Below are 22,429 nucleotides of genomic sequence, written 5' to 3'. Positions count from 1 at the left end.
GTCCACCCCCCGGGTGTGAAGGACCGGCGGAGCGGTGAGCACTGGGCCGGCCGGCTCTACATGCGCGAAATCTCCCTGCGCATAGACCGGCACCTGGTGAACACCCGGGTCACGCCCAACCAGCTGACCTACCTGATGACCGTCTTCGGCGTCCTCGCCGCCCCGGCGCTGCTCGTCCCGGGCATCTGGGGCGCCGTCCTCGGTGTGCTGATGGTCCAGCTGTACCTGCTGTTCGACTGCGTCGACGGGGAGATCGCCCGCTGGCGCAAGCAGTACTCGATCGCCGGCGTCTACGTCGACCGGGTCGGCGCGTACCTGTGCGACGCGGCCGTCCTCGTCGGCTTCGGTCTGCGCGCCGCCGACCTGTGGGGCACCGGCCGGATCGACTGGCTGTGGGCCTTCCTCGGCACTCTCGCCGCCCTCGGCGCCATCCTGATCAAGGCGGAGACCGACCTCGTCGGGGTCGCCCGGCACCAGACCGGGAAGCCGCCGGTCCAGGAGTCGGCCTCGGTGCCCCGCTCCTCAGGCATGGCCCTGGCCCGCCGGGCCGCCGCCGCGCTCAAGTTCCACCGGCTGATCCTCGGCGTCGAGGCCTCCCTGCTGGTCCTGGTCCTCGCGATCGTCGACCAGGTCCGGGACGACCTCTTCTACTCGCGGCTCGGCGTCGCCGTCCTCGCGGGCATCGCCCTGCTGCAGACCCTGCTGCACCTGGTGTCCATCCTCGCCTCCAGCAGGCTGAAGTGAGCGGCGGCATGAAGGTCGGCGCGGTCATCATCACCATGGGCAACCGCCCCGACGAACTCCGCGCCCTCCTCGACTCGGTCGCCAAGCAGGAGGGCGACCGGGTCGAGGTGGTCGTCGTCGGCAACGGCTCACCCGTCCCGGACGTCCCCGAGGGCGTCAGGACCATCGAGCTGCCCGAGAACCTCGGCATCCCCGGCGGCCGCAACGTCGGCATCGAGGCGTTCGGCCCCGGCGGCCGGGACGTCGACGTCCTCCTCTTCCTGGACGACGACGGTCTGCTCGCCCACCACGACACCGCCGAACTGTGCCGTGGCGCCTTCGAGGCGGACCCCCGGCTCGGCATCATCAGCTTCCGCATCGCCGACCCCGAGACCGGCGAGACCCAGCGGCGCCATGTGCCCCGGCTGCGCGCCTCCGACCCGATGCGCTCCTCCCGGGTCACCACGTTCCTCGGCGGCGCCAACGCCGTACGCACCCGGGTCTTCGCCGAAGTCGGCGGGCTCCCGGAGGAGTTCTTCTACGCACACGAGGAAACCGACCTGGCATGGCGGGCCCTCGACGCGGGCTGGATGATCGACTACCGGTCCGACATGGTGCTGTACCACCCCACGACCGCGCCCTCCCGGCACGCGGTCTACCACCGCATGGTCGCCCGCAACCGCGTCTGGCTCGCGCGCCGCAACCTGCCCGCGCTGCTCGTCCCCGTCTACCTGGGCGTCTGGCTGCTGCTGACGCTGCTGCGCAAGCCCTCGGGCCCGGCGCTGAAGGCCTGGTTCGGCGGTTTCAAGGAGGGCTGGGTCAGCTCCTGCGGTCCCCGCCGGCCCATGAAGTGGCGTACGGTGTGGCGCCTGACCCGACTGGGACGACCTCCCGTCATCTGACAAGCTCGACATCTGAGAGCATGCGGCGGTACCCGGTCCCAGGTTTCCGCCTCGGCCCGACCAGGCTGCGCACTTTGAGGACGAAAGTATCCATTTGTGAGTGAGACAACGCATGACGGCAGGCTCGCGGTGAGCGACCGCCCGTCGCCCGACGACGGGATCTCCGCGGCGGAACTGGCCGCCAAGTACGGGCTGTCCGTGAGCGGTGCCCGGCCCGGACTCGCCGAGTACGTCCGCCAGATGTGGGGGCGGCGTCACTTCATCCTCGCCTTCTCCCAGGCGAAGCTCACCGCGCAGTACAGCCAGGCCAAGCTCGGCCAGCTGTGGCAGGTGGCCACCCCGCTGCTGAACGCGCTGGTGTACTTCCTGATCTTCGGCCTGATCCTCGACGCCGACCGCGGCATGTCCCGCGAGGTCTACATCCCGTTCCTGGTCACGGGTGTGTTCGTGTTCACCTTCACCCAGAGCTCGGTGATGGCGGGCGTCCGCGCGATCTCCGGCAACCTGGGCCTGGTGCGCGCGCTGCACTTCCCCCGGGCCTCGCTGCCCATCTCCTTCGCGCTCCAGCAGCTCCAGCAGCTGCTGTTCTCGATGATCGTGATGTTCGCCGTGGCGATCGGCTTCGGCAGCTACCCCAAGCTGTCCTGGCTGCTGATCCTCCCGGTGCTGGTGCTCCAGTTCTGCTTCAACACCGGCCTGGCCCTCGTCTTCGCCCGTATGGGAGCCAAGACCCCGGACCTCGCCCAGCTGATGCCGTTCGTGATGCGGACCTGGATGTACGCCTCCGGCGTCATGTTCTCCATCCCGGTGATGCTGGCCAAACACCCTCAGTGGATCAGCGACGTCCTCCAGTGGAACCCGGCCGCCATCTACATGGACCTGATGCGCTTCGCGCTCATCGACGGCTACGGCTCCGAGAACCTGCCCCCGCACGTGTGGGCGGTCGCGGGCGGCTGGGCCGTGCTGGTCGCGCTCGGCGGCTTCGTGTACTTCTGGAAGGCGGAGGAGAGGTACGGCCGTGGCTGAGACCCGAGTCCCCACCGTCATCGCGGACGAGCTGCACATCGTCTACCGCGTCAACGGCGCCAAGACCGGCAAGGGCAGCGCGACGGCCGCCCTGAGCCGGATACTCAAGAGAGGCTCCGACGACGCGGCGCGGGGCGTGCGCAAGGTACACGCCGTCAAGGGCGTCTCCTTCATCGCCTACCGGGGCGAGGCCATCGGCCTCATCGGCTCCAACGGCTCCGGCAAGTCCACCCTGCTGCGCGCCATCGCCGGCCTCCTCCCCGCGGAGAAGGGCAAGGTCTACACCGACGGCCAGCCCTCCCTCCTCGGCGTCAACGCCGCCCTGATGAACGACCTCACGGGCGAACGGAACGTCATATTGGGCGGCCTCGCGATGGGCATGTCCCGCGAGCAGATCAAGGAGCGCTACCAGGAGATCGTCGACTTCTCGGGCATCAACGAGAAGGGCGACTTCATCACCCTGCCGATGCGCACCTACTCCTCCGGCATGGCGGCGCGACTGCGCTTCTCCATCGCGGCGGCCAAAGACCACGACGTCCTGATGATCGACGAGGCCCTCGCCACGGGTGACCGCAAGTTCCAGAAGCGCTCCGAGGCCCGCATCCGCGAGCTGCGCAAGGAGGCCGGCACGGTCTTCCTCGTCAGCCACAACAACAAGTCGATCCGGGACACCTGCGACCGGGTCCTGTGGCTGGAACGCGGCGAGCTGCGCATGGACGGACCGACCGAAGAGGTCCTGAAGGAGTACGAGCAGTTCACGGGCAAGTAGTCCGCCTCCGCCCGGGCCCCGCCGGAACTGCTCCGGTGGGGCCCGGCGTCTGCGGAGGAGAGGGAGACACGGCGTCCGCAAAGGAACCGCCAACTCCGGCAAGGAACAGTCAACTCCGGCCACCCGTAGGAATCTTGGGGGCAATCGGTGCGTTCTTGTGATGTGCAGGACACCCCGTCGGAGCATGGTGCGTTGTAGAACGTAAGCTGTACCGGTGCCGAATCGCGGCAAGTGGGTCCATAATGCGCGACACCCGGCATCCGCCGCACACGCTGACGATTGGGCGGCGTGTCCGAAATAGTGCGTCTTGGGTCGGCAGTGTAGAACGGGAGATGTGACGGCCATGGCTACGGAAACTCCCCAGCTCAACAACGCTTCCGCCGTCCCCGCACCGGGTGACGAGCGGTGACCGAAAGCGGGACGGCGCGCACCGGCGACCCGGAGCGCGACACCCTCGACAAGGCCGCGGCCGAGAACTTCCCCGTCGCGCCGTTCTTCCTGCCCCGGGCCTGGCGCGACGACCTGACGGCCCTCTACGGCTTCGCCCGCCTCGTCGACGACATCGGCGACGGCGACCTCGCCCCCGGCGGCGCCGACGCCCGCCTCCTGGGCGTCCCCCCGCGGGACGCCGACGACCGGCTCCTCCTCCTCGACGCCTTCGAGGCCGACCTCCGCAAGGTCTTCGACGCCACCCCCGCACACCCCCTGCTCCGCACCCTCCAGCGCACGGTCCGCCGCCACCGCCTCGGCCCCGGACCCTTCCTCGACCTGATCGCGGCCAACCGCCAGGACCAGCTCGTCACGCGCTACGAGACCTACGACGACCTGCTCTCCTACTGCGCGCTGTCCGCGAACCCCGTGGGCCGCCTGGTGCTCGCCGTCACCGGCACGACAACCCCCGAGCGGATCCGCCTGTCCGACGCGATCTGCACCGCGCTGCAGATCGTCGAACACCTCCAGGACGTGGCCGAGGACCTCCGCCGCGACCGCGTCTACCTGCCCGCCGAGGACCTGAAGCGCTTCCACGTCCAGGAGGCGGACCTCGCCGCGCCCACGGCGGGCGCGTCGGTGCGCGCGCTGATCGCCTACGAGGCGGAACGCGCCCGCAAGCTGCTGGACGAGGGCGCCCCGCTGGTGGGCAGCGTCCACGGCAGGCTGAGGCTGCTCCTCGCGGGGTTCGTGGCGGGGGGAAGGGCGGCCCTCCACGCGATCGCCGCCGCCGAACACGACGTACTTCCCGGCCCACCCAAGCCCGGCAGGCTCCGGTTGCTGCGGGGCATGGGCGCGACCCTGCGAGGAGAGAGGTGATCCGGACCGTGGAGTCGGAACCACACGCGTCCGCGCCGGTACTCGCCGCCTACAGCTACTGCGAGGCCGTCACCGGACAGCAGGCCCGCAACTTCGCCTACGGCATCCGGTTGCTGCCGACGCCCAAGCGTCGCGCCATGTCCGCGCTGTACGCCTTCTCGCGGCGCGTCGACGACATCGGCGACGGCGCCCTCGCGGCCGAGGTCAAGACGGCCCGGCTGGAGGAGACCCGGTCGCAGCTCGCCCGGATCCGCGCGGGCACCGTCGACGAGGACGACACCGACCCCGTGGTCGTGGCCCTCGCCCACACCGTGAGCCGCTTCCCCGTCCCGCTCGACGCCCTCGACGAACTCATCGACGGCGTCCTCATGGACGTGCGCGGCGAGACCTACGAGACCTGGGACGACCTGAAGGTCTACTGCCGCTGTGTCGCCGGCGCCATCGGCCGCCTCTCCCTCGGCGTCTTCGGCACCGAACCCGCGGCACGCGGAGCGGAGCGCGCACCCGAGTACGCCGACACCCTCGGCCTCGCCCTGCAACTCACCAACATCCTCAGAGACGTTCGCGAGGACGCCCAGGGCGGCAGAACCTATCTGCCCGGCGACGACCTCGCGAAATTCGGCTGCTCGGCGGGGTTCGCCGGGCCGCTCCCGCCGACCGACTCCGACTTCGCGGGTCTGGTGCACTTCGAGGTGCGCCGGGCCCGCGCCCTCTTCGCCGAGGGCTACCGCCTGCTGCCGATGCTCGACCGGCGCAGCGGAGCCTGCGTCGCCGCCATGGCCGGCATCTACCGGCGGCTGCTCGACCGCATCGAGCGCGAGCCGGAGGCCGTGCTGCGCGGCCGGGTCTCGCTGCCCGGACGCGAGAAGGCCTATGTCGCGGTGCGCGGACTGTCCGGCCTGGACACCCGCCATGCCTCCCGGCGCACCGTCAGGAGGCGCGTCTGATGGACAATCTGGACCAACGCGATCCCATCGGGAACAAGTGGTACGCAACCCTCCGCGACGCGGGGGCGTCCCTGACTGCGACGGACTGCCGCGGACCGATCCCTCGCCCCGGCGGACCGGCAGGGGAGGGTGCGCGATGACCGAAGCGGCACGGCCCGGAGGACCGCCGGGCGAGAACCGTACCGGCCGACCCGGCAGCACGGCCGTGGTGGTCGGCGGGGGACTGGCGGGCGTCACCACCGCCCTCGCACTCGCCGACGCCGGTGTACGGGTCACCCTGCTGGAAGGACGCCCCCGCCTCGGCGGACTGGCCTTCTCCTTCCAGCGCGGCACCCTCACCGTCGACAACGGACAGCATGTGTACCTGCGCTGCTGCACCGCCTACCGCTGGTTCCTCGACCGGATCGACGCCGCCGCGCTGGCTCCGCTGCAGAACCGTCTCGACGTGCCCGTGCTCGACGCGGCGGGCAGGCCCGGCCGACGGCTCGGCCGACTGCGGCGCGACGCGCTGCCCGTGCCCCTGCACCTCGGGCGCAGCCTGGCCACGTACCCGCACCTCTCGCTCGCCGAGCGCGCCAAGGTGGGACGTGCCGCGCTGGCGCTCAAGGCGCTCGACCTCGACGACCCCGCGCTGGACGAGCGGGACTTCGCCGACTGGCTCACCGCACACGGCCAGTCCGCGCGTGCCGTCGAGGCGCTCTGGGACCTCGTGGGCGTCGCCACCCTCAACGCCGTGGCCAAGGACGCCTCCCTCGGGCTCGCCGCGATGGTCTTCAAGACGGGACTGCTGTCCGACCCCGGAGCGGCCGACATCGGCTGGGCCCAGGTCCCGCTGGGCGAACTCCACGACCGGCTGGCCCGCAAGGCCCTCGACTCGGCGGGCGTCCGCACCGAACTGCGGACCCGCGTCACCTCCCTCTCCGCCGGCGAGGACGGCGGCTGGCGCGTCGAGGTGCCCGGCGAGAGCCTGGACGCCGACGCGGTCGTCCTCGCCGTACCGCAGCGCGAGGCGTACGACCTGCTGCCGCCAGGCGCGCTCGACCGGCCCGAGCGGCTGCTGGAGATCGGCACCGCGCCGATCCTCAACGCCCATGTGGTGTACGACCGCAAGGTGCTGAGCCGCCCGTTCTTCGCGGCGCTCGGCTCGCCCGTCCAGTGGGTCTTCGACCGGACCGAGGCGTCCGGGCTGAGCGAGGGCCAGTACCTGGCGCTGTCGCAGTCGGCCGCGCACCACGAGATCGACGAGCCCGTGGCCGTGCTCCGCGAGCGCTATCTGCCCGAGCTGGAGCGGCTGCTGCCCGGTGCGCGCGGCGCGCGGGTGAAGGACTTCTTCGTGACCCGGGAGCGCACCGCGACCTTCGCTCCCACCCCCGGCGTCGGACGGCTCAGGCCCGGCGCCCGCACCAAGGCACCCGGCCTGTACCTGGCCGGAGCGTGGACCGCCACCGGGTGGCCCGCGACCATGGAGAGTGCGGTCCGCAGCGGCGTGAGCGCGGCGTCCGCCGCGCTCGCCGCCCTGGGCCGGCCCCGGGACCACCTCCTCGTCCACGAGGAGGCAGCGTGACGCTCGAAGCGCATCCGAACGGTTCCCGCACTCTCGGCACCGCAACTAGAGGAGAGACTGTGCCCACTGTGCCCCCGGCCGCGACGGCAGCCGACGCGGTGGACGTGACCGCGCTCCTGGAGCGCGGGCGGACCCTGGCCACGCCCGTGCTGCGGGCGGCGATCGAGCGGCTCGCGCCCCCCATGAACACCGTCGCGGCCTACCACTTCGGCTGGATCGACACGCACGGCAACCCGGCCGCCGGGGACGGCGGCAAGGCCGTACGCCCCGCGCTGGCCGTCATGTCCGCCGAGGTCACCGGCGCCGCCCCCGAGGTCGGCATCCCCGGCGCGGTCGCGGTGGAGCTGGTGCACAACTTCTCGCTGTTGCACGACGACCTCATGGACGGTGACGAACAGCGCCGCCACCGCGACACCGTCTGGAAGGCGTACGACCCCGCCCAGGCCATCCTCGTCGGCGACGCCCTGATGGTCCTCGCCAACGAGATCCTCCTCGAACTCGGCACCGCCGAGGCGGCCCGCGCCACCCGCCGCGTCACCACCGCGACCCGCGCGCTCATCGACGGACAGGCCCAGGACATCTCCTACGAGCACCGCGAGCGGGTCACCGTCGAGGAGTGCCTGGAGATGGAGGGCAACAAGACCGGCGCGCTGCTCGCCTGCGCCTGCTCCATCGGTGCGGTCCTCGGCGGCGCCGACGACCGCACCGCCGACACGCTGGAGAAGTACGGCTACCACCTCGGGCTCGCCTTCCAGGCCGTCGACGACCTGCTGGGCATCTGGGGCGACCCGGTCTCCACGGGCAAGCAGACCTGGAGCGACCTGCGCCAGCGCAAGAAGTCCCTGCCCGTGGTGGCCGCGCTCGCGGCGGGCGGCCCCGCCTCCGAGCAGCTCGGTGAACTCCTCGCCGCCGACGCCAAGAGCAGCGACTTCGAGAACTTCTCCGAGGCGGAGTTCGCCGCCCGCGCCGCCCTCATCGAGGAGGCCGGCGGCCGGGAGTGGACCGCCGAGGAGGCCCGCCGCCAGCACGCCGTCGCCATCGAGGCACTCGACTCGATCCGGATGCCCGAGCACGTACGGGACCAGTTCACGGCCCTCGCCGACTTCGTCGTCGTACGGAAGAGGTGACCGCCATCGACCGACCGCCGACCGCCATCGGTCGAATAGCCCTCGCGTAGTCGCCGGCCGGTGCCCGTTCACCGGACACGCACCGGCCGACGGCTGACCCACCGCAGAGATCCGTCCACTGCACGAAGGGGAAGCCATGACAGCGACGACCGACGGAAGCACCGGGGCCCTGCCGCCCCGCGCTGCCTCGGCCAGCGACACCGACACCCACACCCCGGTGGCGGCAGGGGTCCAGGACACCGCCGAACGCGCCCTGCGGCGTGCCACCGCGTTCCTCCTCGCGCGTCAGGACGCCCAGGGCTGGTGGAAGGGCGACCTGGAGACCAACGTCACCATGGACGCCGAGGACCTGCTGCTCCGTCAGTTCCTGGGCATCCGCGACGAGGAGACGACACGGGCCGCCGCCCTGTTCATCCGGGGCGAGCAGCGCGAGGACGGCACCTGGGCGACCTTCTACGGCGGCCCGCCCGAACTCTCCGCGACCGTCGAGGCGTATGTCGCGCTGCGGCTGGCCGGTGACGATCCGTCGGAGCCGCACATGGCGAAGGCGTCCGCGTGGATCCGGGGGCGCGGAGGGATCGCCGCGGCCCGCGTCTTCACGCGGATCTGGCTCGCCCTGTTCGGCTGGTGGAAGTGGGACGACCTGCCGGAGATGCCGCCGGAGCTGATCTACTTCCCGAAGTGGATGCCGCTGAACATCTACGACTTCGGGTGCTGGGCGCGCCAGACCATCGTGCCGCTCACCGTCGTCTCCGCGAAGCGCCCGGTGCGGCCCGCCCCGTTCCCCCTCGACGAATTGCACACCGACCCCGGCCGGCCCAACCCGCCCGCGCCCCTCGACCCGCTGGGCACATGGGAGGGCGCCTTCCAGCGGCTCGACAAGGTGCTGCACGGCTACCACAAGGTCGCGCTGAAGCGCCTGCGCAGGGCGGCGATGAACAGCGCGGCCCGCTGGATCATCGAGCGGCAGGAGAACGACGGCTGCTGGGGCGGTATCCAGCCGCCGGCCGTGTACTCGATCATCGCGCTCCATCTGCTCGGCTACGACCTCCAGCACCCCGTGATGCGGGCGGGCCTGGAGTCCCTGGACCGGTTCGCCGTGTGGCGCGAGGACGGCGCCCGCATGATCGAGGCCTGCCAGTCACCGGTGTGGGACACCTGCCTCGCCACCATCGCCCTCGCCGACGCCGGCCTGCCCGCCGACCACCCCCAACTGGTCAGGGCCGCCGACTGGATGCTCGGCGAGGAGATCGTCCGCCCCGGCGACTGGTCCGTCAGACGCCCCCAACTGCCTCCGGGTGGGTGGGCGTTCGAGTTCCACAACGACAACTACCCCGACATCGACGACACCGCCGAGGTGGTGCTCGCCCTGCGCAGGGTCAAGCACCCCGACCCCGAACGCGTCGAGAAGGCCATCGCCCGCGGCGTCCGCTGGAACCTCGGGATGCAGTCGAAGAACGGCGCCTGGGGCGCCTTCGACGTCGACAACACCAGCGCCTTCCCCAACAAGCTGCCCTTCTGCGACTTCGGCGAGGTCATCGACCCGCCGTCCGCCGACGTCACCGCCCACGTGGTGGAGATGCTCGCGGTCGAGGGCCTCTCCCACGACCCGCGCACCCGGCGCGGCATCGAATGGCTCCTCGCCGAACAGGAGCCGGGCGGCGCGTGGTTCGGCCGCTGGGGCGTCAACTACATCTACGGAACGGGGTCCGTCGTCCCCGCGCTGGTCGCCGCCGGGCTCCCCGCCGCGCACCCGGCGATCCGCCGGGCCGTGGCCTGGCTGGAGACCGTCCAGAACGACGACGGCGGCTGGGGCGAGGACCTGCGCTCCTACCCCGACCCCGCCGAATGGGGCGGCAAGGGCACCTCCACCGCCTCCCAGACCGCCTGGGCGCTCCTCGCACTGCTGGCCGCGGGGGAGCGGGACTCCAAGGCCGTGGAGCACGGCGTCGCCTGGCTCGCGCAGACCCAGCGTAGGGACGGCGGCTGGGACGAGCCCCAGTTCACGGGGACCGGCTTCCCGTGGGACTTCTCCATCAACTACCACCTCTACCGTCAGATCTTCCCGCTCACCGCGCTCGGCCGGTACGTCCACGGCGAACCGGCCGCGCTGAAGGCCGGGGCCAGCTGATGGACACGGCCGCCGTCCCCGCCCCGCTGCTGATCGCCTGCGCGCTCGGCATCGAGCAGTTCGCCCTGCGCAGCGGCGACCCGGGCGGCGCCGGGGGCCCGGTCACCGTCCTGCGGACCGGCATGGGGCCGAAGGCCGCCGAGCGCGCCGTCACCCGGCTGCTCGCCGACCGGGCGCTGGACGGGGCCGCCGTGTTGGCCACGGGATTCTGTGCCGGGCTCGCCCCCGGCATGCACCCCGGTGACCTCGTCGTCGCCGGGGAGACGAGGGGGCCCGACGGCGCCGTCACGCCCTGTGTGGGCGTCGAACGCCTGGTCAAGGAGCTGGGGCGGGCCGTGCCCGGACGCACGGTCCACACCGGCCCGCTCACCGGATCCGCTCACGTCGTCCGCGGTCAGGAACGGGCGGACCTCTTCGCCACCGGAGCGATCGCGGTCGACATGGAATCCGCCGTCACGCTCCACTGCGCCGTGCGAGCGGGCGCGCGCCCGGTTGCGGCCGTCCGAGTGGTCGTGGACGCTCCAGAACACGAACTGGTCCGGATCGGCACGGTACGCGGTGGAATATCGGCTTTCCGCGTTCTTCGTGCCGTCCTCCCCGCTTACTACGAATGGCACCGTTCCTTGCTGCTCCCCAGGAGGTGAGCCAGATGGCCATGCCGCTCCGCCAGTCCATCAAGGTGGCGACGTATCTCGCTGAACAGAAGCTCCGCAAGCGCGACAAGTTTCCGCTGATCGTCGAGCTGGAACCGCTCTACGCCTGCAATCTGAAGTGCGAGGGCTGCGGCAAGATCCAGCATCCGGCCGGGGTGCTCAAGCAGCGGATGCCGGTGGCGCAGGCCGTGGGCGCCGTCCTCGAATCGGGCGCGCCGATGGTGTCCATCGCCGGCGGCGAGCCGCTGATGCACCCGCACATCGACGAGATCGTGCGGCAGTTGGTGGCCCGCCGGAAGTACGTCTTCCTGTGCACCAACGCGCTGCTGCTGCGCAAGAAGATGGACAAGTTCAAGCCCTCGCCGTACTTCGCGTTCGCCGTGCACATCGACGGGCTGCGGGAGCGGCACGACGAGTCGGTGGCCAAGGAGGGCGTGTTCGACGAGGCCGTGGCCGCCATCAAGGAGGCCAAGCGGCGCGGCTTCCGGGTGACCACCAACTCGACCTTCTTCAACACCGACACCCCGCAGACCATCATCGAGGTCCTCAACTTCCTCAACGACGACCTGAAGGTCGACGAGATGATGATCTCGCCCGCCTACGCCTACGAGAAGGCGCCCGACCAGGAGCACTTCCTCGGTGTGGAGCAGACCCGCGAACTGTTCAGGAAGGCCTTCGCGGGCGGCAACCGGCGCCGCTGGCGCCTGAACCACTCGCCCCTCTTCCTCGACTTCCTGGAGGGCAGGGTCGACTTCCCGTGCACCGCGTGGGCGATCCCCAACTACTCGCTGTTCGGCTGGCAGAGGCCCTGCTACCTGATGAGCGACGGCTACGTCCCGACCTACCGGGAGCTGATCGAGGACACCGACTGGGACGCGTACGGCCGCGGCAAGGACCCGCGGTGCGCCAACTGCATGGCGCACTGCGGTTACGAGCCCACCGCCGTCCTCGCCACCATGGGATCCCTGAAGGAGTCGCTGCGCGCCCTGCGCGAGACGGTCTCCGGGAACGAGGGGTGACGCCGTGACCGCCGTGTCCCTCGGGCTGCCGGAGGTGCCCGTCCGGCCGGTCGCCGAGCGCCGGGAGAGCCGACGGATCCAGGTCGGCTCGGTGGCCGTCGGCGGCGGCGCGCCGGTGTCCGTGCAGTCCATGACGACGACCCGTACGTCGGACATCGGCGCCACCTTGCAGCAGATCGCCGAGCTGACGGCCTCCGGCTGCCAGATCGTGCGGGTCGCCTGCCCCACGCAGGACGACGCGGACGCCCTCGCCACCATCGCCCGCAAGTCGCAGATCCCGGTGATCGCGGACATCCACTTCCAGCCGAAGTACGTGTTCGCCGCGATCGAGGCCGGGTGCGCGGCCGTGCGGGTCAACCCCGGCAACATCAAGCAGTTCGACGACAAGGTGAAGGAGATCGCGCGGGCGGCGAAGGACCAAGGCACCCCGATCCGCATCGGTGTCAACGCTGGCTCCCTCGACCGCCGCCTCCTGCAGAAGTACGGCAGGGCGACGCCCGAGGCCCTGGTCGAGTCGGCCCTGTGGGAGGCGTCGCTGTTCGAGGAGCACGGCTTCCGGGACATCAAGATCTCCGTCAAGCACAACGACCCGGTGGTGATGATCGAGGCGTACCGGCAGCTCGCCGCCCGCTGCGACTATCCGCTGCACCTGGGCGTCACCGAGGCGGGCCCCGCGTTCCAGGGCACGATCAAGTCGGCCGTGGCCTTCGGGGCGCTCCTGTCCGAGGGCATCGGCGACACGATCCGTGTCTCGCTGAGCGCGCCGCCGGCGGAGGAGGTCAAGGTCGGCATCCAGATCCTGGAGTCGCTGAACCTGAGGGCGCGGCGGCTGGAGATCGTGTCCTGCCCGTCGTGCGGGCGGGCGCAGGTCGACGTCTACCGGCTGGCGGACGAGGTGACCGCCGGGCTGGAGGGCATGGAGGTGCCGTTGCGCGTCGCGGTCATGGGCTGCGTCGTCAACGGTCCCGGGGAGGCGCGGGAGGCGGACCTCGGGGTCGCCTCCGGCAACGGCAAGGGCCAGATCTTCGTGAAGGGCGAGGTCATCAAGACCGTGCCCGAGTCGAAGATCGTGGAGACCCTCATCGAAGAGGCGATGAAGATCGCCGAGCAGATGGAGAAGGACGGCGTCGCGTCGGGGGAACCGGCGGTCACCGTGAGTTGACGACACGGGCTGTAAGGCACGGATCGAGAGGGGGCCCGACGTGACGATTCTGGAGAACATCCGGCAACCGCGCGATGTGAAGGCGCTGACCGAGGCGGAACTCGGTGCACTGGCCGAGGAGATCCGGGAGTTCCTGGTGCACGCGGTCGCCAGGACCGGCGGTCACCTGGGGCCCAACCTGGGGGTGGTGGAGCTGACCATCGCGCTCCACCGGGCCTTCGAGTCACCCACGGACCGGATCCTGTGGGACACCGGTCACCAGAGCTACGTCCACAAACTGCTGACCGGGCGTCAGGACTTCTCCAAGCTGCGCGGCAAGGGCGGCCTGTCCGGCTACCCCTCGCGTGAGGAGTCCGAGCACGACGTCATCGAGAACAGCCACGCCTCCACCGCCCTCGGCTGGGCCGACGGCCTAGCCAAGGCCCGCCAGGTGCAGGGCGAGCGGGGTCACGTCGTCGCCGTCATCGGCGACGGCGCGCTCACCGGGGGCATGGCCTGGGAGGCTCTCAACAACATCGCGGCCGCCAAGGACCGGCCGCTGATCATCGTCGTCAACGACAACGAACGCTCCTACGCGCCGACCATCGGCGGCCTCGCGAACCACCTCGCCACCCTGCGCACCACCGACGGCTACGAGCAGTTCCTCGCCTGGGGCAAGGACGTCCTGCTGCGCACCCCCGTCGTCGGCCACCCGATCTACGAGGCGCTGCACGGGGCGAAGAAGGGCTTCAAGGACGCGTTCGCACCCCAGGGCATGTTCGAGGACCTGGGCCTCAAGTACGTCGGACCGATCGACGGGCACGACGTCCAGGCGGTCGAGTCGGCGCTGCGGCGGGCCAAACGGTTCCACGGGCCTGTCCTCGTCCACTGCATGACCCAGAAGGGGCGGGGGTACGAGCCGGCCCTCGCCGACGAGGAGGACCACTTCCACACGGTCGGCGTGATGGACCCGCTCACCTGCGAGCCGCTCGGTCCCCCCGGTGGACCGTCCTGGACGTCGGTCTTCGGCGACGAGATCGTCCGGATCGCCGACGAGCGGGAGGACGTCGTCGCCATCACGGCCGCCATGCTGCACCCGGTGGGCCTCGGCAAGTTCGCGGAGCAGTTCCCCGACCGGGTCTGGGACGTCGGGATCGCCGAGCAGCACGCGGCGGTGTCGGCGGCCGGCCTCGCCACCGGCGGCCTCCATCCCGTCGTCGCCGTCTACGCCACCTTCCTCAACCGGGCCTTCGACCAGCTGCTCATGGATGTGGCCCTGCACCGGTGCGGGGTGACGTTCGTCCTGGACCGGGCCGGGGTCACGGGCGTCGACGGAGCCTCGCACAACGGCATGTGGGACATGTCCGTCCTCCAGGTCGTGCCGGGGCTGCGGATCGCCGCGCCGCGCGACGCCGAACAACTGCGGGCACAGCTGCGGGAAGCGGTCGCCGTGGACGACGCGCCGACCCTGATCCGCTTCCCGAAGGAGTCGGTGGGACCCGAGATCCCGTCCCTGGAACGGGTCGGCGGCATGGACGTCCTGCACCGGACCCCGGCCCCCGCGGACCCCGAAGTGCTGCTGGTCGCCGTCGGCGTCATGGCGGGGGTGTGCCTCCAGGCCGCCGAGCTGCTGGAGGCGCGCGGCATCGGCTGCACCGTCGTCGACCCCCGCTGGGTCAAGCCGGTGGACCCGGCGCTGCCGTGGCTCGCCGACGAGCACCGGCTGGTGGCGGTCGTGGAGGACAACAGCCGGGCGGCCGGAGTCGGTTCGGCGGTCGCCCTGGCCCTGGGGGACGCCGACGTGGACGTACCCGTACGGCGGTTCGGCATCCCCGAGCAGTTCCTCGCGCACGCCAAGCGGGGCGAGGTGCTGGCGGACATCGGCCTGACACCGGTCGACATCGCCGGACGGATCAGCGCGTGCCTGGCGGGGAAGGCCGCGATCGAGAAGGGGGCGCTCATGAAGGGGGCCTCCGTCGAGGGGGCCGTCGCGAAGGGCGCGCCCGTCGAGAGGGCCGTCCACAAGGGCGCGTCCGTGACGGAGCGGCCGAAGGAGGAGGGCGCTCGGGGGGCGTCGTCGACGGGCGTGTCGGCGTCGCAGGGGGATCCGATCGAGGCCGAGGCCGTCAAGGAGCCCGTCAAGGAGACACCGCAATGACCACCGCGGAACCCGCCGCCGGGAACGGGGAGTTCGACCTCGGAAGACTGCTCGCCGAGCGCGGCGCCGAGCGCTACGAACTCCACGCCCGCTACCTGAACCACCAACTCCCGCGCATGCTGCACACCATCGGTTTCGACAAGGTCTACGAGCGGGCCGAGGGCGCGCACTTCTGGGACGCCGACGGGCAGGACCACCTGGACATGCTCGCCGGGTTCGGGGTGATGGGCCTCGGCCGCCACCACCCCGTCGTCCGCAAGGCGCTGCACGACGTCCTGGACGCGCAACTCGCCGATCTCACCCGCTTCGACTGCCAGCCCCTGCCCGGACTGCTCGCCGAACGGCTGCTCGCCCACAGCCCGCACCTGGACCGGGTGTTCTTCGGCAACAGCGGTACGGAGGCCGTCGAGACCGCGCTGAAGTTCGCCCGGTACGCCACCGGCCGGCCCCGCGTCCTCTACTGCGACCACGCCTTCCACGGGCTCACCACCGGCTCCCTCTCCGTCAACGGCGAGAACGGCTTCCGGGACGGCTTCGCCCCGCTGCTGCCCGACACCGCCGTACCGCTCGGTGATCTCGACGCACTGGCGAGGGAGCTGAAGAAGGGGGATGTCGCCGCCCTGATCGTGGAGCCCATCCAGGGCAAGGGGGTGCACGAGGCGCCGCCCGGCTATCTGCGCGCCGCCCAGGAACTCCTGCACGGGCACAAGGCGCTGCTCATCCTCGACGAGGTGCAGACCGGCCTCGGACGGACCGGGGACTTCTACGCCTACCAGCACCAGGAGGGCGTGGAGCCGGACCTGGTGTGCGTCGCCAAGGCGCTCTCCGGTGGCTACGTACCGGTCGGTGCGACCCTCGGCAAGGAGTGGATCTTCAAGAAGGTCTACTCGTCGATGGACCGCGTCCTCGTCCACTCGGCGAGCTTCGGCTCCAACGCCCAGGCCATGGCCGCCGGGCTCGCCGTCCTGTCGGTGATGGAGAACGAGGAGATCGTGGCGAACGCCCGCGCCACGGGAGAACTGCTCAAGAGCCGGCTGGCCGCGCTGGTCGACAAGTACGAGCTGCTCAGCGAGGTGCGCGGACGGGGGCTGATGATCGGCATCGAGTTCGGCAGACCCAGGTCGCTGAAGCTGCGCGGCCGGTGGACGATGCTCCAGGCGGCGCGCAAGGGACTGTTCGCGCAGATGGTCGTCGTGCCGCTGCTGCAACGGCACCGCATCCTCACGCAGGTCTCCGGCGATCATCTGGAGGTGATCAAGCTGATCCCGCCGCTGATCATCGGGGAGCGGGAGGTGGACCGGTTCGTCGCGGCCTTCACCGAGGTGATGGACGACGCGCACAGCGGCGGCGGTTTGATGTGGGACTTCGGCAAGACCCTGGTGAAGCAGGCGGTGGCCAACCGTTAGGCCACGCTCCGAGCGACCGGCCCCCGGCGCCCGACGCTTTGCCTCTGAGGCAAGAAGTTTGTCCCACAGGCAAAGCTGGGGCTGAATGGAGGGCATGAGCCCTTCCGAGGGTACGGACCCTCCCGAGCCCGCGGCGGACGCGGACCTGCCCGTCGTCGCCCCGCAGCTGCGTGCCCTGCGCCGCCGGGCCTCCCTCACGCTGGAGGCGGCGGCCCGGGCCGCCGGGCTGTCACCGGCGCACCTCTCCCGGCTGGAGACGGGGCAGCGCCAGCCCTCGCTGCCGATGCTGCTCGCGCTGGCCCGCGTCTACGGTACGACCGTCTCCGAACTGCTCGGCGAGACGGTCCCCGAACGGGACGCCGTCCTGCGTGCCGGTGACATGGAGCCCACCCGGGCCGGCGGCTGGACATACTGGCAGGCGGGCGCCCCCGGACGCGGGATGCAGGCGCTGCGCGTCCATGTGCCGTACGGCTCCCAGGGCGACATCGTCCGCGTGCACCCCGGCGAGGAGTGGCTGTACGTCCTGAAGGGACGCCTGCGGCTGCGCCTCGGGGACGCCGCGCACCTGCTCGGGCCCGGGGACAGCGCGCACTTCGACTCGCTCACCCCGCACCGTATCGCCGCCGCCGATCACGACGGCGCCGACCTGCTGTTCGTCCATACCCTGCTGCAGAGCCCGACCGCCGCGCTGTGCCTCGGGCCGACCACCCCGGAGACCACCCATGGCTGACATGGAAGAGAAGTTCCCCCGCGCCCTGTGGGTGCGGCTCATCATCTACATCGCCGTCGGCCATGTCTTCGCGGCCTTCATCTACCTGCTGTTCGAGGTGGGCGCCAAGCAGTGACCGAGGGGAGACGCCGTGCGGTGACCGAGGTGGGCGCGCCGTGGGTGACCGACGTGGGCGCCTTGCGGTGACTAGTCGAGCAGGCGCTCGCGCAGCAGCTCCCGGCTCGCGGGGCTCAGCTTCAGGCCCTGCTCCAGGTAGGTGTCCACGTCGCCCCAGGTCTCCTCGACCGTGTCGAAGGCCGCCTGGAGATACTCGGCGCGGGCGTCGAACAGGGGGCTCAGCAGCTCCATGATCTCCGGGGAGTAGGCGCTCGGGGAGCTGCTGCTGCGGTGCACCTTGTAGCGGCGGTGCTTGGCGTTCGACTTCAGGTAGTCGGCCACGACGGCCTCGCGCTCCACGCCGACGGCGAGGAGCGTGACCGCTATGGAGAGGCCCGCGCGGTCCTTGCCGGCCGCGCAGTGCATCAGCGCCGGCACGCTGTCCTCCGCCAGCGCGTGCAGCACACGGGAGTGCTCGGCCGTGCGGTGCTTGATGATCGTGCGGTAGGAGGCGATCATCCGGCCCGCCGCCTTGCCGTCGTCCAGCAGCGCGCGCAGCTGGTCCACATCGCCGTCGCGGACCATCTTCCAGAACTCGGCGCCGTCCGCCGGGTCGGACAGCGGCAGATTCACGTTCCGCACGCCGGGCAGCTCGACGTCCGGGCCCTCCAGCTTCTGATCGGCCGCATTGCGGAAGTCGAAGATCGTGTGCAGGCCGAGGGAGCTCAGGAACGCGGCGTCGTCGTCGGTGGCGTGCGCGAGATGCCCGCTGCGGAACAGCACTCCGTGACGCACCCGGCGGCCGTCCACGGTCGGCAGGCCGCCCACATCGCGGAAATTGCGCACCCCGGCCAACTCGGGTTCGGTCGACGGGATCTGCTGCGTCACGGGGGCTCCTCCCATCCGGCCGTCGGCGCCGATCGTCGACGGGCACGCGCTCGGCATCGAGGCGCCCCTCGACGATACGACATGGGTGCCTGACGCAATGAGTTGTCCACAGGCGCCCACGGCGTCGGCGTCCCGTTGTCCACAGGCGGCGGTGCGCTCTCGCGACGACCTGCAATGATGTTGAAGCACGATCGCACCTGTTCGAATTTGTGAGGCCATGATGTTGGACATCGCCACGGACGGCCGGACCTGGCTTCTCACGGGCCCCCGGAGCAGCTACGCCCTGCGGCTCACCGAGAACGACGAGCTGCTGCACCTCCACTGGGGCCCGAGGATCACCCTCGCCGACGCCGAGGAGCTGGCCGCCCGCCAGGAGTTGCCCTACTGGCCTTTCGAAGCCCCCGTCGACGGCCACGAGGAGTACCCCGTCGAGGGCGGGCCCCGCTTCACCCGCCCCGCCCTCTCGGTCCGCACCGAGGAGCGGCGCGGCACCGAGTGGACCTTCCAGGAGTACGAGGCGGACGGTGACGAGCTGCGCCTGCGCTTCCTCGACGACGGTCTGCGGATCACGCTGCACTACCGGATGCGCGACGACGTCGTGGAGCGCTGGGTGACCCTCGCCAACGAGGGGACCACCGTGGAACTGCTGCGGGCCGACTCGGCGACCTGGACGCTGCCCCGCCGCGAGGAGAGCTGGCGCCTGTCCCAGCTGCACGGCCGGTGGGCGGCCGAGTCCCGGCTGGCGCGCGGTGGGCTGACCTACGGCGAGAAGGTCATCGGCAGTCGCCGCGGGCACACCGGACACCAGCACCTGCCCTGGGTCGCCCTCGACACCGACGCCACCGAGGAGCACGGCGAGGTCTACGGCTGCGCCCTCGGCTGGTCGGGCTCCTGGCGGATCGCCGTGGCCCAGCTCCCGGACGCGCGGGTGCAGATCACCGGCGGCGCCGGGTACGACGAGTCGGGCCTGCTGCGACTGGAGGCGGGCGAGACGTTCACCACTCCCGTCTTCGCCGGACTGTGGTCCGACGGCGGCCACGGCGGGGCGAGCCGCGCCTGGCACGCCTACCAGCGGGCGTACGTCATCCCGGACGCCGAGCGGGACCGTCCGGTGCTGTTCAACTCCTGGGAGGCCACCGAGTTCGACATCTCGGAGGAGCAGCAGCGGGCGCTCGCCGAGCGGGCGGCGGCCATCGGGGTCGAGCTGTTCGTGGTCGACGACGGCTGGTTCGGGGCGCGCACCAGCGACCGGGCCGGACTCGGCGACTGGACGCCCAACCCGGACCGCTTCCCCGAGGGGCTGAAGCCGCTCGCCGGCCAGGTGCACGCCCTCGGGATGCAGTTCGGCATCTGGGTGGAGCCCGAGATGGTCAACCCGGACAGCGAGCTGTACCGGGCGCACCCCGACTGGGCGCAGTTCCAACCGGGACGAAAGCGGACGGAACTGCGCAATCAGCTGGTGCTCAACCTCGCGCGGCAGGACGTCCAGGAGTACCTGTGGGAGAAGCTGGACACCCTGCTCTCCAGCGCCCCGATCGACTATGTGAAGTGGGACTTCAACCGCTGCTTCACGGACGCCGGCTGGCCCGGTGAGGAGTACCCGCAGAAGCTGTGGGTCGAGCACGTGCACGCCTACTACGCCCTGCTGGACCGGCTGCGCGCCGCTCACCCCGGCGTCGCCTTCGAGTCGTGCTCGGGCGGCGGCGGCCGGATCGACCTCGGGGTCATGTCGCGGACCGACCAGGTGTGGACCTCCGACAACACCGACCCGCTGGACCGGCTCGCCATCCAGCACGGGTTCAGCCACATCCACCCTGCGCGGGTCATGGCCGCCTGGGTCACCGACAGCCCGAACAACCAGCTCAACGGCCGGGTCAGCTCCCTGCGGTTCCGCTTCGTCAGCTCCATGGCGGGCGTGCTCGGCGTCGGCGGCGACCTCACGCAGTGGAGCGACGAGGAGCTGGCCGAGGCGCGGGAGTGGGTGGAGCTGTACAAGGAGATCAAGCCCGTGGTGCAGCGCGGCGACCTCTACCGGCTGCGCCCGCCGAGCGGAGGGCTGAGCGCCGTGCAGTACGTCCACGGCGACGAGGTGGTCGTCCTCGCCTGCCTCCAGGCCCAGCACTACGGCGAGCCGCTCCCGCCGCTCCGGCTGCGCGGCCTCGACCCCGCGGCAACCTATGAATGCCGCGAAACGGGCGAACTGCACCGAGGGGCGGTGCTGTTGCATCACGGCCTGCGGACGGGGCTGCGCGGCGACTTCGACGCGAAGGTTGTCCGCCTACGTCGTATGTGAGCGTTCTGCCCGAAATGAAACCGTTAATCCAACTAGCCCTGGAATAAAGACTACTGGGGCGTAGGTGCGTGAGCAGCGTCATATCCGTGACGCACTGTCGCCGCCATGTCCACGTAATTTTCACGCATTTCCAGGTCCGTTGGAATGGGATATCCGGCACCTGTTTACGGAGCGTAATCGGGATTCGTTGTATGGATCACGTAGGAAGACGCACAGGAAATCCCGATGGTTGTCTCTGTGGGGACAAGTCGCTTACGTTCACCCTCGATCCGGACGGACGCCCAATCCTGCCGCCGACCGGAGCCGCGTACCGACCCGATCCATGGCAGGAGCGGGGGACCCACAGGTAGTACCGCCTGTTCCGGTCTCCGGAACGGCTAGGGGTAAAGCCGGGCACAAGCCCGGCCGGACATCTCCAGTCCGCACCCGACAGCTCACCTCGCAGGCGCCGGAGAGGAATTCGCCATGCCCGCGAAGGGTAAGCACCGCCGTCCCAAGTCCCAGCGTCTCACCCGCTCCATCGCCGCCGCCGGAACCGGTGGCGCCGCGCTCGCACTGCCCCTGATGGGTGCCGCCGGTGCCCACGCCGCGACCCCCACGGCCGCCGTTTCCGGGGCTTCCGAGAAGACGATCACGGCCACCCCCGAGAAGGGTGCCGTCGAACAGGTCGCCGCCAAGAAGAAGGCGACGAAGACCTACACGGTGAAGGCCGGCGACTACCTCGCGAAGATCGCGGACGAGCAGGACGTCCGGGGCGGCTGGAAGCGGCTCTACTCGGACAACCGTTCCGTGATCGGCTCCGACCCCTCGCTCATCCACCCCGGTCTGAAGCTCACCATCGGCGGCAAGGCCGCGAAGGCCGGGCTGTCGCAGTCGTCGACGAAGGCCCCGTCGACGCAGCCGTCCAAGCCCTCCGAGGCGTCAAAGACCTCCGCGTCCGCGACGAAGGAGGTGGCCGACACGTCTGCGGGTCAGGCCGCTCCGGCGAACAACTCCGGCTTCACCCTGCCCATCGAGGGCGCGACCATCGGCACGGCGTACAAGACCGCCGGCAGCATGTGGTCCAGCGGCTACCACACCGGTGTCGACTTCGTGGCCCCGACCGGCACGAGTCTCAAGGCCGTGGGCGCGGGCACCGTCGTCTCCGCCGGCTGGGGCGGCGCCTACGGCAACCAGGTCGTCATCAAGCTCGCCGACGGCTACTACGCCCAGTACGCCCACCTCTCCTCGATCGGCGTCTCCGCGGGCCAGTCCGTGAGCGGCGGCCAGCAGATCGGGCTGTCGGGCGCGACCGGCAATGTCACCGGCCCGCACCTGCACTTCGAGATGCGTACGACCCCCGACTACGGCTCGGACATCGACCCGCTGGCCTACCTCCGGTCGAAGGGCGTCACCGTCTGACGTCTTTGACGTGTCTGACCTCTCTGACGCGTCGCCGTTGGCCGAGTGAGTGCCGGCGAGGGCCGGACCCCGATCCCCGGGGTCCGGCCTTTGTCGTGCCTGGGGTCGGGTGGGGGCCTGCCGCCGCCGGATCGCGATCCGGACGTT

The 22,429-nt window shown here is 70.9% G+C and carries 20 protein-coding genes and 1 riboswitch; of the genes, 19 read left to right on the top strand and 1 reads right to left on the bottom strand.

All coding sequences use genetic code 11. The features are described from left to right. The first annotated feature begins 15 nt into the window (after positions 1–15). The 17 genes from AOK23_RS19680 (at position 16) to AOK23_RS19605 (ending at position 17,719) form a co-directional block, all read left to right on the top strand. A complete protein-coding gene (locus AOK23_RS19680; protein ID WP_055714009.1) occupies positions 16–744 on the top strand; it encodes a CDP-alcohol phosphatidyltransferase family protein in 729 nt (242 codons plus the stop codon). Positions 745–752: 8 nt separating this feature from the next. Beyond that, a complete protein-coding gene (locus AOK23_RS19675; RefSeq protein WP_420823723.1) occupies positions 753–1,625 on the top strand; it encodes a glycosyltransferase family 2 protein in 873 nt (290 codons plus the stop codon). Positions 1,626–1,721: 96 nt separating this feature from the next. Continuing rightward, entirely contained in the window at positions 1,722–2,651 is a 930-nt protein-coding gene (locus tag AOK23_RS19670) for an ABC transporter permease (protein WP_055714007.1), read from the top strand. After that, positions 2,644–3,420: an ABC transporter ATP-binding protein gene (locus AOK23_RS19665; protein WP_055714006.1), complete on the top strand. Its 777-nt coding sequence runs from the start codon at positions 2,644–2,646 to the stop codon at positions 3,418–3,420. Before AOK23_RS19670 ends, AOK23_RS19665 begins: the two co-directional genes overlap by 8 nt. A 405-nt stretch (positions 3,421–3,825) precedes the next feature. Then, the gene (gene hpnC / locus AOK23_RS19660) at positions 3,826–4,728 is read left to right on the top strand and encodes a squalene synthase HpnC (RefSeq protein WP_055714005.1); all 903 of its coding nucleotides are present in this window, start codon (positions 3,826–3,828) and stop codon (positions 4,726–4,728) included. Beyond that, entirely contained in the window at positions 4,725–5,675 is a 951-nt protein-coding gene (gene hpnD / locus AOK23_RS19655; RefSeq protein ID WP_055714004.1) for a presqualene diphosphate synthase HpnD, read from the top strand. Before hpnC ends, hpnD begins: the two co-directional genes overlap by 4 nt. Next, a complete protein-coding gene (locus AOK23_RS51940; RefSeq protein ID WP_420823722.1) occupies positions 5,675–5,815 on the top strand; it encodes a DUF6380 family protein in 141 nt (46 codons plus the stop codon). The genes hpnD and AOK23_RS51940 overlap by 1 nt, the downstream gene beginning before the upstream one ends. After that, positions 5,812–7,239, top strand: a complete 1,428-nt coding sequence (gene hpnE, locus AOK23_RS19650; RefSeq protein WP_055714003.1) for a hydroxysqualene dehydroxylase HpnE — start codon at positions 5,812–5,814, stop codon at positions 7,237–7,239. Before AOK23_RS51940 ends, hpnE begins: the two co-directional genes overlap by 4 nt. Positions 7,240–7,298: 59 nt before the next feature. Further along, positions 7,299–8,366 carry a polyprenyl synthetase family protein gene (locus tag AOK23_RS19645; protein WP_055714002.1) on the top strand — a complete coding sequence of 356 codons (1,068 nt, stop codon included), beginning with the start codon at positions 7,299–7,301 and terminating at the stop codon, positions 8,364–8,366. Between the two features lie 136 nt (positions 8,367–8,502). Beyond that, positions 8,503–10,497 carry a squalene--hopene cyclase gene (shc, locus tag AOK23_RS19640; RefSeq protein WP_055714001.1) on the top strand — a complete coding sequence of 665 codons (1,995 nt, stop codon included), beginning with the start codon at positions 8,503–8,505 and terminating at the stop codon, positions 10,495–10,497. Continuing rightward, complete coding sequence (locus tag AOK23_RS19635; protein WP_055714000.1) at positions 10,497–11,141, top strand: phosphorylase family protein; 645 nt, start codon at positions 10,497–10,499, stop codon at positions 11,139–11,141. The genes shc and AOK23_RS19635 overlap by 1 nt, the downstream gene beginning before the upstream one ends. 5 nt (positions 11,142–11,146) lie before the next feature. Continuing rightward, a complete protein-coding gene (gene hpnH / locus AOK23_RS19630) occupies positions 11,147–12,169 on the top strand; it encodes an adenosyl-hopene transferase HpnH (protein WP_055713999.1) in 1,023 nt (340 codons plus the stop codon). A gap of 4 nt (positions 12,170–12,173) precedes the next feature. Then, positions 12,174–13,331: a flavodoxin-dependent (E)-4-hydroxy-3-methylbut-2-enyl-diphosphate synthase gene (gene ispG, locus AOK23_RS19625; protein WP_055713998.1), complete on the top strand. Its 1,158-nt coding sequence runs from the start codon at positions 12,174–12,176 to the stop codon at positions 13,329–13,331. Positions 13,332–13,371: 40 nt separating this feature from the next. Then, complete coding sequence (gene dxs, locus AOK23_RS19620) at positions 13,372–15,468, top strand: 1-deoxy-D-xylulose-5-phosphate synthase (RefSeq protein ID WP_055713997.1); 2,097 nt, start codon at positions 13,372–13,374, stop codon at positions 15,466–15,468. Beyond that, complete coding sequence (locus AOK23_RS19615; RefSeq protein ID WP_055713996.1) at positions 15,465–16,874, top strand: aspartate aminotransferase family protein; 1,410 nt, start codon at positions 15,465–15,467, stop codon at positions 16,872–16,874. Before dxs ends, AOK23_RS19615 begins: the two co-directional genes overlap by 4 nt. A 94-nt stretch (positions 16,875–16,968) precedes the next feature. Beyond that, positions 16,969–17,604 carry a helix-turn-helix domain-containing protein gene (locus AOK23_RS19610; protein WP_055521056.1) on the top strand — a complete coding sequence of 212 codons (636 nt, stop codon included), beginning with the start codon at positions 16,969–16,971 and terminating at the stop codon, positions 17,602–17,604. After that, on the top strand, positions 17,597–17,719 hold the full coding sequence (locus AOK23_RS19605) for a DUF6126 family protein (protein ID WP_055521055.1): 123 nt from the start codon (positions 17,597–17,599) through the stop codon (positions 17,717–17,719). Before AOK23_RS19610 ends, AOK23_RS19605 begins: the two co-directional genes overlap by 8 nt. A gap of 71 nt (positions 17,720–17,790) precedes the next feature. Here AOK23_RS19605 and AOK23_RS19600 read toward each other — a convergent pair whose 3' ends face one another. Next, on the bottom strand, positions 17,791–18,588 hold the full coding sequence (locus AOK23_RS19600) for a tyrosine-protein phosphatase (protein WP_055713995.1): 798 nt from the start codon (positions 18,586–18,588) through the stop codon (positions 17,791–17,793). Positions 18,589–18,808: 220 nt separating this feature from the next. Between AOK23_RS19600 and AOK23_RS19595 the strand changes: the two genes are divergently transcribed. Beyond that, positions 18,809–20,881, top strand: coding sequence for an alpha-galactosidase (locus AOK23_RS19595; protein WP_055714029.1), 2,073 nt, complete (start codon positions 18,809–18,811; stop codon positions 20,879–20,881). A gap of 302 nt (positions 20,882–21,183) precedes the next feature. Then, positions 21,184–21,342, top strand: a riboswitch (cyclic di-AMP (ydaO/yuaA leader). A gap of 4 nt (positions 21,343–21,346) precedes the next feature. Further along, positions 21,347–22,282, top strand: a complete 936-nt coding sequence (locus tag AOK23_RS19590) for a M23 family metallopeptidase (protein WP_055713994.1) — start codon at positions 21,347–21,349, stop codon at positions 22,280–22,282. The last annotated feature ends 147 nt before the right edge of the window (positions 22,283–22,429 follow it).

This window comes from Streptomyces torulosus (assembly GCF_001419765.1).
GTDB lineage: Bacteria > Actinomycetota > Actinomycetes > Streptomycetales > Streptomycetaceae > Streptomyces > Streptomyces torulosus.
The sequence above is the reverse complement of the archived record's forward strand: the minus strand, read 5'-3'. Positions and strand labels throughout refer to the sequence as shown.

Bases quoted from the DNA above. Each gene is read 5' to 3' on its own strand.
- AOK23_RS19595 (WP_055714029.1), top strand. From the start codon at position 18,809: ATGTTGGACATCGCCACGGACGGCCGGACCTGGCTTCTCACGGGCCCC.
- AOK23_RS19590 (WP_055713994.1), top strand. From the start codon at position 21,347: ATGCCCGCGAAGGGTAAGCACCGCCGTCCCAAGTCCCAGCGTCTCACC.
- hpnE (WP_055714003.1), top strand. From the start codon at position 5,812: ATGACCGAAGCGGCACGGCCCGGAGGACCGCCGGGCGAGAACCGTACC.
- AOK23_RS19605 (WP_055521055.1), top strand. From the start codon at position 17,597: ATGGCTGACATGGAAGAGAAGTTCCCCCGCGCCCTGTGGGTGCGGCTC.
- AOK23_RS19635 (WP_055714000.1), top strand. From the start codon at position 10,497: ATGGACACGGCCGCCGTCCCCGCCCCGCTGCTGATCGCCTGCGCGCTC.
- shc (WP_055714001.1), top strand. From the start codon at position 8,503: ATGACAGCGACGACCGACGGAAGCACCGGGGCCCTGCCGCCCCGCGCT.
- hpnH (WP_055713999.1), top strand. From the start codon at position 11,147: ATGGCCATGCCGCTCCGCCAGTCCATCAAGGTGGCGACGTATCTCGCT.
- AOK23_RS19615 (WP_055713996.1), top strand. From the start codon at position 15,465: ATGACCACCGCGGAACCCGCCGCCGGGAACGGGGAGTTCGACCTCGGA.
- AOK23_RS19610 (WP_055521056.1), top strand. From the start codon at position 16,969: ATGAGCCCTTCCGAGGGTACGGACCCTCCCGAGCCCGCGGCGGACGCG.
- AOK23_RS19675 (WP_420823723.1), top strand. From the start codon at position 753: ATGAAGGTCGGCGCGGTCATCATCACCATGGGCAACCGCCCCGACGAA.
- AOK23_RS51940 (WP_420823722.1), top strand. From the start codon at position 5,675: ATGGACAATCTGGACCAACGCGATCCCATCGGGAACAAGTGGTACGCA.